The sequence below is a fragment of the Acinetobacter lwoffii genome (assembly GCF_052078135.1).
Taxonomy (GTDB): Bacteria; Pseudomonadota; Gammaproteobacteria; order Pseudomonadales; family Moraxellaceae; genus Acinetobacter; species Acinetobacter lwoffii_Z.
Genome location: NZ_JBQGUZ010000016.1, coordinates 1 through 12,499, shown reverse-complemented (window position 1 = coordinate 12,499; position 12,499 = coordinate 1). Strand labels below are relative to the sequence as shown.

Below are 12,499 nucleotides of genomic sequence, written 5' to 3'. Positions count from 1 at the left end.
AATAAAGTTGTGCATAAAACATACCATAGCACTTTATATACAATATAAAAGCAAAATCTAAACCAACTCAGCAGGAAGAAAAAAAATTAAAAAATCAGAATGCTTAAAAAGCAAAAATCCACCAAATTGGTGGTTGAATAATCCTATGTTAGTGAATTTATTTTAATTTTTCCATACAGTAAAATTAAGATACTATTTAAAAACAATATTTATAATAAAAAATTCATTCACCTTGTTTTAATTTCCAAGATGAGAATAAAAACACGGACATTGTACCAGCCAAATTCACTGCTAATTCTGCATGTCTTGGAGAAGGTTTAAAGTTTATTTTACCTTGCCCATGAGCATCACCCATTTTATTTCTCAATGATCCTAAACCTTCAATGATGGAACTACATCCTCCGAGAATTTGTTTGAAAGTCTGCTCCGTATGTTGAGATGGAGCAAGGTTTAATTCTTTACTCACCAATCTATACAGTTGATTTATATCTGGAGCATTGCCATAACCGACTTCGTATTCATCAAGAATATATTTGCAGGTCGATTCTAAAAGTGTTCGAGCTAATGTAATCGCACCTTCGGGATCTGTACTTCTTCGCTCTAATGCTTTCTGCCATATTTGATGTATATAATCCGAGCTTAATTCAGCAATCTTCAACTGTACTACCTGATCCAATGGAGGAACATCTAGACTTTCTAATACATTAAATAATTCTTTAAATTCTGAATAAATATAATTTTCACGTTCAGCGTAAGATTCAAAATCCCACTTAATCCTAGCTTCAAATTCATCTAATGTGCGTGTGTCTTTAATAAAAAATGGAATATATTCATAAAAGTTTTTAAATGTCAGTAACTCTTGTCTAAGCTGCATAAATGCCTCTGAAGAACCTTTTTCATAAGTATCAGTAGCTCTAGCTATTAGCAATTCTTGTAAAAGTAAAACTTTTTCAATTAAATCGGACATTTGAGGACTCTTTATTCATTTTTTAATCTTTTTCAATTCTATATCTAATCACCTATAAATCTATAATTTGCTTATTAAAAAAGCCCCTTTCGGGGCTTTTTTAATTCTTGATTATATCAATTAGCCAATAAATTTACGTGCATTACGGAACATACGTAACCAAGCACCGTCTTGATCCCAGTCTTCTGGTTTCCAGGAATGCTGGAGCGCGCGGAAGTTACGTTCAGGGTGCGGCATCATAATCGTTGCACGACCATCCTGAGAGGTTACACCGGTAATACCTTCTGGTGAACCGTTCGGGTTCAACGGATATTGTTCAGTTGCATTGCCATGGCTATCTACATAACGTAGAACCACCTGATTCGCTGCATTCAATGCAGCAAAGTTTTCCGCAGTTGCAACTGCACGACCTTCACCATGCGCCACAGCGATCGGCAGAATCGAACCTTGCATGTCTTGTAACAATACTGAATTCGACTTTTCTACACGAACGTTCACTGCGCGCGCTTCAAATACTTCAGACGTATTGCGATGGAAACGTGGCCAAGCATCCGCACCCGGAATTAACGGAGCCAATTGAGACAACATTTGACAGCCGTTACAGATACCCAGCGAGAAGGTTTCTTGACGGTTAAAGAATTTCTCAAACTGGTCACGTAATTTAGCATTGAACAATACGGATTTCGCCCAGCCGCCGCCAGCGCCCATCACGTCACCATACGAGAAGCCACCACACGTCACCAGACCTTCAAAATCATCCAGGCTGATACGACCTGCCAGCAAGTCACTCATGTGGACGTCAACGGTATTAAAACCGACTTTGTCGAAAGCTGCCGCCATTTCAATATGACCATTCACACCCTGCTCACGCAGAATTGCCATATTTGGACGACGCAAGTTAATGAAAGGTGCTTCAATCGCTTCGTTCAAGTCGAATGTTGGTTGGGCGATAATACCTTTGTGCGCTTTATCAGTAATTAAGGCAAATTCCTGATCTGCAGTTTGTACGTTGTCACGTAGGCGCTGGATTTGATGAGAAACTTCAGTCCATGCCACTTGCAGGTCAGCACGTTCAAGTACCAGACCATTGATAGACAATTGGTCAGAATTATTTACAGTACCCACCACTGCAATTGCATCTTTAAGCGTAGATGCTGCAACTTCAGCTTGTAGATCTTCCCAGTCTGCTTTGGCAATTTGCAGAACTGCACCAATCTCTTCAGCAAATAGGCTTGCAGTTGATTGATCTTCTAGAGCGACACCCAGACGTGATGCGAACATCATTTCTGCAACAGTTGCCAATAAACCACCATCACCGATGTCATGATACGCTTTGATTAAGCCACGGTTGTTCCAGTCTTGAACCAATGCGAAAAATGCTTTGAAGTCATCGAAACTGTCGACATCAGGCGTCACTGAACCGATTGCTTTATACACCTGCGCCAGAATCGAACCACCTAGACGGAACTGACCTTTAGACAGATCAATACGAACCAATATAGATTCAATATCTTTCAGTTCAGGAGTCAATGTTTGACGCACATCAGTCACTGGCGCAAATGCAGTGATCACGCCCGACATTGGAGAAGTCACAGACTTGTCTTCACCTTCATCATTCCAGGTGGTACGCATAGACAATGAGTCTTTACCGACTGGAATCGCGATACCCAGTGCAGGACACATTTCCATACCGATGGCTTTCACGCCTTCGAACAATGCCTGATCTTCGCCCGGTTGACCCGCAGCAGCCATCCAGTTTGCAGACAATTTGATGTCGCTGATTTTTTCAATCTTCGCAGACATGATGTTCGAGATCGATTCAGCCACCGATAAACGTGCAGAAGCAGCAGGATTTAACAAGGCTACTGGAGGACGCTCACCCATTGCCATCGCTTCACCAGTGTAACCGACAAGACTTGTTGTAGTCACAGCAGCATCTGCGACAGGAACCTGCCAGCGACCTACCATTTGGTCACGTGCGACCATACCGGTAATTGAACGGTCACCAATACTGATCAGGAATGATTTAGAAGCCACAGTCGGGTTCTTGATCACGCGATAAATCGCATCTTTCAGATCAGTCACTTTAGACGCATCAAAGTCATCGCCTTTACGCGGAGCAGTTTCATATGAACGGCTCATACGCGGTGTACCACCAAGCATGACTTGCATTGGCATATCCACTGGCTTGTTGCCGAACAATGGATCTTCAACAGTTAAGTGACGTGCTTCAGTCGCTTCACCGAGTACTGCAAACGGACAACGTTCACGTGCACAGATCGATTCGAATAACGGTAGAGATTGTGGACGGATCGCAAGCACATAACGCTCTTGCGCTTCGTTTGACCAGATTTCCATTGGTGACATGCCTGGCTCAAGCGATGGGATCTTACGCAGATCAAGCACCGCACCAAGCTCGTGGTCATTAACTAGTTCAGGCATGGCATTCGAGATACCGCCCGCACCGACGTCATGTACAGAAACGATCGGGTTCTCATCTTCCATGCGCCAGCAAGTATCGATGACTTCCTGACAACGGCGTTCCATTTCCGGGTTTTCACGTTGTACAGAAGCGAAGTCCAGGTTTTCACCCAGTTTACCGCTGTCTACAGATGATGCAGCACCACCACCAAGACCGATCAGCATGGCTGGACCACCGAGTACGATCAGCAAATCGCCCGGTAAGATCGGATCTTTTTCAACGTGATCTGGACGGATATTTCCGTAACCACCAGCGATCATGATTGGCTTATGGAAACCTTTAACATCGCCATTCACGTTTTGTTCAAAGGTACGGAAGTAACCGTTTAAAGCTGGACGACCAAATTCGTTGTTAAACGCAGCACCACCAAGCGGGCCTTCAATCATGATTTGTAACGGCGATGCCATACGCGATGGTTTGCCGTAGTTTTCTTCCCAAGGCTGTTCAAAGCCCGGAATATTCAGGTTAGATACCGTGAAGCCGGTTAAACCTGCTTTAGGCTTACCACCACGACCGGTCGCACCCTCGTCACGGATTTCACCGCCTGAACCTGTCGCTGCACCGGCAAATGGTGCAATTGCTGTTGGGTGGTTGTGGGTTTCCACTTTCATCAGGATGTGAGCAGCTTGGCTCTTGTATTTATAAACCTGATGGCCGTTGTCTTCTTGGGTTGGATAAAAACGCTGGGTATCCGAACCAACAATCACTGAAGCGTTGTCTTTATAAGCCGACAATACATCTGTCGGTGATTCTTTATAGGTGTTCTTGATCATCTGGAACAACGACAATGGCTGAACTTCACCATCAATCGTCCATTCCGAACCAAAAATTTTATGACGGCAATGCTCAGAGTTGGCTTGCGCAAACATCATCAGTTCGATGTCATTCGGATTACGACCTAGCTTGATGAAAGCCTCAGTCAGGTAATCAATTTCGTCCATTGATAATGCAAAACCAAATTCATTATTGGCTTTTACCAGTGCTTCTTTACCTTCACCCAGAATATCAATCGAGTTCAGTGGTTTTGGCGCAGTTTCCACAAATAATACCGCAGCATCTTCAATCGCATTGAATACGCTTTCGGTCATACGGTCGTGAAGTACTTGCAATGCTTCTTTAGAAAGCTCTTTTACGCCCTTCAAAGTAAATAAAACGCCGCGTTCAAGTCGATGAACCGGCGTATTACAGTTTTTGAAAATGTCCGTCGCTTTAGAGGACCAAGGAGAGATGGTTCCGACGCGCGGTGTGACTAAAATCTGGATTTCATCACTTGCAGCCTGGTGCAATTCAAAAGATTGACCATCGTTGAGAAGCTGTAAAGCTGATTGCTGTTGTTGCTCGCTGAGCGCTTGGTCAAAGAGGTAGACCCATTGACTTTCAATTGATTGAACAGAACTAATTGACGTCAAACGCGATAATAGTTGAGTTTTCTTAAAAGAAGAATGTGCGGGTGCACCGGCAACGATAAACATGCTGATTTTGGCTCCACGGGATGGTCTGAACAACCATGCCACAATGTGACTTGAGAGAGCGCATATTCTACTGTGAAATAAGGAAATCGGCTAGATGCCAAATCAGAAAACTACGTCTGAAATATCCTGGACTTTTAAAATATTTCGTTTATTTTCAGTCAGGAAAATTGAATGTAGTCGCACAGGTTAACACATTTTTTTTAAGAAAAATCAAAACCGCTTCAGAATAATTTTCTGCATAAAAATTGTATTATTTTTCAACAACAATCGGGACAAAATCAAATTCAGGTTTTATTGTCATGACCTGCCAAAATTCCTATTTAGGCCAAAATGAAATACTTGATTACAAGATTTAATGAAGTCGTATTTTTTGCAGACTGTTTTTGATTCTTTTGATTGACTCTTAACTTTGACTTCTAAGATTAGAAAACTGGTTAAAGGTCTTCTGCCGTTTTCTGTACTACAAGGAACAGTTCTCCGCTGATCTCCGCCATTACAGTAACAGAGGCAAATTACTCCCCTCTATGAAAGAATAATTAATACTGAGTGGTATTTTAATCTGACATCATCTGCGGGGGAAAAACCGGACATCCATTCTCAACTTCTAAAAGAATAAAAATAAAATTCCTTATTTAATCCCTTTATTTTTTCATATTTGATATTTATTTTCTTAGATCATAATTAAGCGAAATTTACTCATCTAAAAGACCAAAAATGATATCGACAAAATTACCCCACCATATCCAATATTTTGAAATTTCATCATTTATTCATGAGCTCTATTATGCGTAAAAAGCAGAATATAAATAGCAAAACACCACTCGTATTTATGAGAATAACCCACAAGGAATTATGAGGCCTATATAAAAAAATAATGAAGAAATGATTAATAATAAAATTTTGTTACCTTTTTATTTAATCCATATTCTCAAGTTTTATTTAACTCGAAAAATTTAAAATAAATATTTGTAATTGCTAAAAAAATATCTAAAATTTTATTTTTTATTCAACTAATAGAGGAACAGATTTACACGTCTATATCAGCTTAGAATCTTACCAAATAGACACTTCATCAGTAAATTTGATGATTTTATGTTAAGCTCTAGCCGAATTGCTGAGGAAATGTCCAAATTCTGGGCCTGGCAATGGTTTTTCCTTTCTGCTGTAGAGATGAATATAAATTCTATATTCGGACACTAATTTTTTGATGTTCTATAGCTTCACTGCTCTGTCTATTTTAGAGCCTTAATCTGTCACCAATGATTTAATTTTCAAAAACAAAAGGTGACCCGCTTAAGGAGTATGTATGTTTCAATTCACTAGTACAGCAACTGTACTATTGATGGTGCTTTTCTATGGCATCACCTTTTTACTATCGTTACGTATTAAACAGAAAAATGAAAATGTTGATGGCTACATGGTCTCGAATGGCTCCATCGGATTTGGAATGTCTGCGGCCAGTATGACCGCCACCTGGATCTGGGCCGCCTCGTTTTATGCAGCAGCTTCATCCGGATATACATACGGCGTTTCCGGTGCCCTACACTATGGTTTGTGGGGTGCGCTGATGATTTTATTTATCTATCCCTTTGGCAAGCGCTTTCGTGAACTGGCGCCTAATGCCCACACCTTGGCAGAAATTATGCATGCCCGGCATGGCAACCAAAGCCAGATGATTCTGGCAGGTTCCAATATTGTGGGCAGCGTGATCAGCCTGATGGTGAACTTTACCGCCGCTGGGGCACTGGTTGAGATTTTATCTCCTTTAAGCTTTATCCATGGCGTGCTGATTACCGGTATCGGTGTGCTGTCCTATACCCTTTGGTCGGGGTTCCGTTCCTCGGTCTTTACCGATTTTGGTCAACTGGTGGCGATGATTGTCGCGGCTGTGATCATTATTCCAACCTTGTTCTTCACCTTAGGTGGACCTTCCCTGTTTCAAAGCGGGATTCATAACCTGCAACCGGAGCAGCTGGATTTTTTCTCTAAAACAGCCTTCTTGGAACAAGGCGCACCATTTTTTGTTGCCGTATTGGCCTACGCGATTGGTAATCAGACCATTGCCCAGCGCCTGTTTGCAGTCCGTGAAGACCTGATCAAACCAAGTTTCATCACTGCAACCATTGGTTATGCTGCAATTGTCATTGGTCTAGGCATGCTGGGGTTATTGGCACTATTTGCAGGTATTCAGCCCATTGATGGCAACCTGAATAACCTGATTCCGCAAATGGCAGCGACTTATCTTTCTCCATTTATGGTCGCGCTGTTATTCATCATGGTGATTGGAGCATTGTCTTCTACCGCTGACTCGGATCTGTCAGCCCTGTCTGCGATTGTCATGACGGACATTTATGGCAAACAGATTGCGAAAAACCGTCCTGATCCAAAGAAAATGCTATTTATTGGCCGTATGACCATGATCGTTGCCACCATGCTGGGGATTGTGATTGCCACCTTGAAGTTTGACATTTTGTCGATGCTGATTTTTGTGGGTGCGCTTTGGGGTTCTATTGTATTCCCGGTGATTGTCAGCCTGTATTGGGACAAGGTGAATGCCCGGGCCTTTAACTGGTCAGTAGGCCTCGCATTTTTAAGCTTTCTGATAGTACGTTTTGAATGGCTTCCGATCCAGGGATTAATCGCGCTTGGCTTTGAACTCGTTGCGACCCTGGGGATTGGTGTGGTGCTGGGACTGATGACCTTTGGTTTCTTCGGCAAGAAAGTGGGTTTGGTCGTTGGCATATTGGCCAGTATTGGCTTCATGCCATGGACCATCGGTTTTCTGCGTGAATACGGCACCTTGTTAAGCTCACTAACAGCATATGGCAGTAGTGCGCTGGTATGTACTGTGTTGACGCTACTCTACAGCAAAGAAAAATTTGATTTTAAACAAATCAACAAGATGGTGATTGAATTTCACCAGCTATCTGAGAAAAGTAAATAAGGAGATTTCAGATGACAAGTCAATTATTGACTCTATATGTACTTTTTTGGCCTTTGGTGGCAAGCCTGGTCTTGTTCACGATTTGTCTGAATGTCTATAAAGACACACAACAGGCCAAGAAAAATGGCGAAGAGCTAATTTGATTCTTCATCCTAAACAAAAAGCAGGCTATTGAGTCTGCTTTTTTATTGTTCATTTGATGATTTCGATTTTTAATCTCAGTCTTTTCCAGCTGACTGAAATAACCATATGCAGCATGACAATTCATGTCGCACTACCCTAGTGCAGGAGCTAGTTTTTTGGCATGATGCAGATAGTGGATCACTGAATAATGATAAATGACTCAAATGCGTTGGTTAGAACTGCTTTCGACAGTTCGGATTGGTAGTAAGAAGCAGAGCACTGAACTGGCACGAAGCCCGTTTCATAAAGATTATGATCGTATTATTTTTTCGCAAAGCTTCCGGCAGTTAAACCGCAAAACCCAAGTCCATCCACTGACCCAGCACGATGGTATTCATACCCGTTTGACCCATTCGCTAGAAGTCTCCTGTATTGGCCGTTCACTGGGTATGCTGGCTGCAGAAAAAATCAAAGATAATTTACCTGCCTGGATTTCTCCGGCTGATGTCGGTGCCATCATTCAGGCCGCCTGTCTGGCGCATGATATTGGTAACCCGCCTTTTGGTCATGCCGGTGAATACGCTATTCGGGAATGGTTTGACGATGCTTCTCATACCGACTTTTTAAAAGATTTGAGTCCTGAACAGGAAGCCGATGTACGCCAGTTTGAAGGCAATGCCCAAGGCCTGCGCCTGCTGACCAAGATTGATTACCATCCTTATGATGGCGGTATGCGCCTGACCTATGCCACTCTGGGTGCTTATCTTAAATACCCGTGGCTCTCTGAGGCGATTGACCCGACTGGCAACACCCCGGCCAGCCGGCGTCCAAAATTTGGTTGTTACCAGTCTGAAAAAGAGATTTTGCAGGAAATTGCTGAACAACTGGGTCTAATCCAGCTTGGTGAATATCATTATTGTCGTCATCCGCTGACCTATCTTTTAGAAGCTGCGGATGACATCTGCTATGCCCTGATTGATCTGGAAGATGGTATTAGCCTGAATATGCTCAGTTATGCCGAAGTCGAGCCAGTCTTCCTGAACTTGCTGGGAGAATATGGCACGCCTGAAGAAATCAATCTGCCTAATACCACCTGGCAACAAAAAATTGCGGCCCTACGTGGCCGGGTGATGAAACGTCTGGTAGATGAAGTCACCACGGCCTTTGCCCGACATCAGCAGGAAATTCTGATGGGTCAACTGCAAGGTTCATTGCTGGGTTATTGTAGTGCCGACATTGAGATTGGCATTAACCGGGCCAAAGAACTGGCGCGAGACAAGATCTTCGAACACCCGCAAAAAGCCGGTCTGGAAATTATTGCGCATCAAAGTTTACAAACGATTCTGGATGCCTTTATTCCACTGACCACACCGCACAAAACCTTAAGCTTTAAGGAACAGCGTTTAATGGCTATTTTAAAACGTTCGGGTGCGCAGTTTAGCGCTGATCATTATGACAATATTATGCAGGTACTGGATATTGTCTCCAAGTTCTCCGATCATCAGGCTTATAATCTGGCGCAGGAACTGCATGGCAATAAAGCCGGATTGCTCTGATGCGAGCGAGCACCTGATGACAATCTCAGCAAAATCACTGCTTTTGAATGATAGAGTTTTGCCTTTATCGAAAATGCTGACTACTATGCCTGTATTAAATTTGAGTATGTATAAAAAATGATTGGATGCCTGATTGGGGAAGTGCTGGCGCTGGAAGCACCGACTGTTTTATTAAATGTGAACGGCGTAGGTTATGAGATTGACACCCCTTTAACCACTTTCTGTCAGTTGCAAAAAGGCCAAAAAATTACCCTGTGGACCCATCTGGCTGTTCGTGAAGATGCCCAGTTACTTTATGGCTTTATCAATGCGCAGGAAAAAACCATTTTCCGTACCTTATTAAAGGTGAACGGCGTTGGTCCGAAAATGGCGCTTGGTATTCTTTCAACTTTAAGTGTGGAAATGCTGATCCACACCGTTGAACATGAAGATATCAATACTCTGGTCAAGGTTCCGGGGGTGGGTAAAAAGACTGCAGAACGCCTGATGATTGAATTGCGTGACCGCTTTAAAGCCATGGCTTCAGGTGCTGCACCAAGTAATTCAACTGCACCACAAATTCAGTTTATGGGTAATTCAGCCGTGGCTGAAGCGGAAGCTGCATTACAGTCCTTGGGCTATAAGCCTGCTGAAGCACAAAAACTGGTGAATGCCGCCAAAGGCGAATTTACCGAAGCCAGCGATATTATCCGCGCTGCATTAAAGTCGATGAATAAATAATAGCAATCAGATATTGAATATAAAATTTATGCCAGTATCAGAATCTACCTGGCGACATGGATGTCGCCTGTTAAACTGTGCTATCAGGACGTAGCATCAGTTTAACAAATGGGTTTTGTTACTTTTGCCCAGTCAAAAGTAAGAGCATGCCGACTCAATGGCATAGAAATTCCAAGAGCATTTTGAGGCTATGACTTTATTCACCTCAAATAAACCATAGAGATTAACTCAAAAGATGCAAGACCGTCTCATCAGTGGTTCTGAAAAACCCGAAGATCACTTCGATCGTGCCATTCGCCCGACTTCCCTTGATGACTACATCGGTCAACCTGTGGTCCGCGAGCAAATGGAAATTTTCATTGGCGCAGCACGTGGCCGTGAAGAAGCCCTTGATCACACCCTGATTTTTGGCCCGCCAGGTCTGGGTAAAACGACATTGGCCAATATTATTGCCCGAGAAATGGGTGGCAACCTGAAATCTACTTCTGGCCCGGTACTAGAACGTGCTGGTGATTTGGCAGCGATGCTAACGAATCTGGAAGAAGGCGATGTCCTGTTTATTGACGAGATTCACCGTCTTTCACCCGTGATTGAAGAAATCCTGTATCCGGCGATGGAAGATTATCAACTCGATATCATGATTGGTGAAGGCCCTGCTGCGCGCTCGATTAAACTGGATTTACCTCCATTTACCTTGGTAGCAGCCACCACACGTGCCGGTCTACTCACCTCTCCGCTGCGTGACCGTTTCGGAATCGTGCAACGTTTAGAGTTTTATTCGGTTGAAGATTTAACCCATATTGTCAAACGTTCAGCCAACTTGATGGATGTACCGATGACTGGAGATGGCGCAAAGGAAATTGCCCGTCGCTCACGAGGTACACCGCGTATTGCTAACCGATTGTTACGTCGAGTTCGTGATTACGCTCAGGTCAAAGGAACGGGGGAAATCAATCAGGATATGGCCCAACGTGCTTTAGATATGCTCAAAGTCGATAAAGATGGTTTAGACACACTCGATCGTCGTTACTTGTCAATGTTGCTTGAGCGTTTTGATGGTGGTCCTGCCGGTGTTGAAGCCTTGGCTGCTGCCATGGCAGAAGATTCTGGTACGTTGGAGGATGTGATTGAGCCTTATCTGATTCAGCAAGGTTATGTGATGCGTACTGCGCGTGGTCGTATCGCTACCAATATGGCGTATTTGCAGTTTGGGATGACGCCACCTGAACCGAAATAGAAGTGGTAATAAAAGCAGCTTAGGCTGCTTTTTCATTTATTATTATTTTAAATTCCTCACCAATCATACGACTATAGACTCCCAATACACCCAACCTATCTTTATTTTCTAATGAATTAATATGTTCATTAGAATCAGAATAAAGCTCCTTGCTTATTTCATCAGTATCTCGAACTATTCCTGTTTTTTTATATTTAGTAAGAGCTTCTTTTGAGCTTATATTGAGATATTCCTTTTTGGTATCTTGAGCTGTTTGATTGAAAAAATCAGAAAAATGAATAATTTTATTATCTGTGAGGGCATAGGATTCAAGAAATAAAGCAATATGACTCGTCAATATGACACTTTCTTCAATCAACAAAGAAATTTGATCTAAACATTTTCCTGCCTCGGTTTTATCATCTATTTTTACATTTTTGGGAAAATGTAAATATTTCTCTTGAAATCTATCGAGTTTAAACAGTAACTCTATATTTTTTGACATATAACTCTGCGCTAGCAGTCTAAAACTATCAATCCATTGTACTTTTTGGAGGTTTTTTTGCTCTCTATCCTGTAGAACTAATTGTTGATTAAATAGCTTACTGTTTAAATCCAATGCAGTTGTTTCAGATGATTTAATTTGCTCAACCACAGTTTTAAAAGACATTTCTGTCAATTTAAAACTTTTCCGTCCATACCAATAAGCTAACCAAGTCGCTAAACTGCCTAAAATTAAAGCGATAATTATAGATAAAGCGAAAGATAATATTGCTATGGTATCTGTTGAATGTTGCACATCTAAATACACTTTCTGATCTTTTGGCTGCTGTAAAACCACAGCTTGAGTTTGTTGTTCTTGCACGTTTCCCCACATATTTTAATTTGATTATTTATTTCTTACATACTAGGGCGTGTCCTCATTTGGCTTTACACCAAATAAATATGCAAGCAATGTAAATCATAGACTGGTAATTTCGTGCAAGCTTATCAAATCGGGTTGCAATCGCTCGGAAATG

Annotated in this window: 8 protein-coding genes; 5 read left to right on the top strand and 3 right to left on the bottom strand. The window is 42.3% G+C overall.

The window, feature by feature from the left end; translation table 11 throughout:
- Positions 1-223: 223 nt before the first annotated feature.
- Positions 224-967 carry an abortive infection family protein gene (locus tag ACTL4S_RS11160; protein WP_441299374.1) on the bottom strand — a complete coding sequence of 248 codons (744 nt, stop codon included), beginning with the start codon at positions 965-967 and terminating at the stop codon, positions 224-226.
- Between the two features lie 120 nt (positions 968-1,087).
- Positions 1,088-4,921 (bottom strand): phosphoribosylformylglycinamidine synthase, encoded by a 3,834-nt coding sequence (gene purL, locus ACTL4S_RS11155; RefSeq protein ID WP_441299373.1) that lies wholly within the window; start codon positions 4,919-4,921, stop codon positions 1,088-1,090.
- Between the two features lie 1,306 nt (positions 4,922-6,227).
- Here purL and ACTL4S_RS11150 point away from each other — a divergent pair.
- From ACTL4S_RS11150 to ruvB, 5 genes are all read left to right on the top strand, one after another.
- Positions 6,228-7,865 (top strand): sodium:solute symporter family transporter, encoded by a 1,638-nt coding sequence (locus ACTL4S_RS11150; protein WP_441299372.1) that lies wholly within the window; start codon positions 6,228-6,230, stop codon positions 7,863-7,865.
- An 11-nt stretch (positions 7,866-7,876) separates the two neighbouring features.
- Positions 7,877-8,008 (top strand): putative transporter small subunit, encoded by a 132-nt coding sequence (locus ACTL4S_RS11145; RefSeq protein WP_004645659.1) that lies wholly within the window; start codon positions 7,877-7,879, stop codon positions 8,006-8,008.
- Positions 8,009-8,203: 195 nt separating this feature from the next.
- The gene (locus ACTL4S_RS11140) at positions 8,204-9,544 is read left to right on the top strand and encodes a deoxyguanosinetriphosphate triphosphohydrolase (RefSeq protein ID WP_005103835.1); all 1,341 of its coding nucleotides are present in this window, start codon (positions 8,204-8,206) and stop codon (positions 9,542-9,544) included.
- A 117-nt stretch (positions 9,545-9,661) separates the two neighbouring features.
- Positions 9,662-10,264 carry a Holliday junction branch migration protein RuvA gene (ruvA, locus tag ACTL4S_RS11135; RefSeq protein WP_004731726.1) on the top strand — a complete coding sequence of 201 codons (603 nt, stop codon included), beginning with the start codon at positions 9,662-9,664 and terminating at the stop codon, positions 10,262-10,264.
- A gap of 235 nt (positions 10,265-10,499) precedes the next feature.
- Positions 10,500-11,501 carry a Holliday junction branch migration DNA helicase RuvB gene (gene ruvB, locus ACTL4S_RS11130; RefSeq protein WP_004645663.1) on the top strand — a complete coding sequence of 334 codons (1,002 nt, stop codon included), beginning with the start codon at positions 10,500-10,502 and terminating at the stop codon, positions 11,499-11,501.
- 19 nt (positions 11,502-11,520) lie between these two features.
- Here the strand turns inward: ruvB and ACTL4S_RS11125 are convergent, their stop codons facing one another.
- Positions 11,521-12,345 carry a hypothetical protein gene (locus ACTL4S_RS11125; protein WP_224215581.1) on the bottom strand — a complete coding sequence of 275 codons (825 nt, stop codon included), beginning with the start codon at positions 12,343-12,345 and terminating at the stop codon, positions 11,521-11,523.
- Between the last annotated feature and the right edge of the window lie 154 nt (positions 12,346-12,499).

Coding starts and splice junctions, on each gene's coding strand:
- ruvA (WP_004731726.1), top strand. CDS start 9,662: ATGATTGGATGCCTGATTGGGGAAGTGCTGGCGCTGGAAGCACCGACT.
- ACTL4S_RS11150 (WP_441299372.1), top strand. CDS start 6,228: ATGTTTCAATTCACTAGTACAGCAACTGTACTATTGATGGTGCTTTTC.
- ACTL4S_RS11140 (WP_005103835.1), top strand. CDS start 8,204: ATGACTCAAATGCGTTGGTTAGAACTGCTTTCGACAGTTCGGATTGGT.
- ACTL4S_RS11145 (WP_004645659.1), top strand. CDS start 7,877: ATGACAAGTCAATTATTGACTCTATATGTACTTTTTTGGCCTTTGGTG.
- purL (WP_441299373.1), bottom strand. CDS start 4,921: ATGTTTATCGTTGCCGGTGCACCCGCACATTCTTCTTTTAAGAAAACT.
- ruvB (WP_004645663.1), top strand. CDS start 10,500: ATGCAAGACCGTCTCATCAGTGGTTCTGAAAAACCCGAAGATCACTTC.
- ACTL4S_RS11160 (WP_441299374.1), bottom strand. CDS start 967: ATGTCCGATTTAATTGAAAAAGTTTTACTTTTACAAGAATTGCTAATA.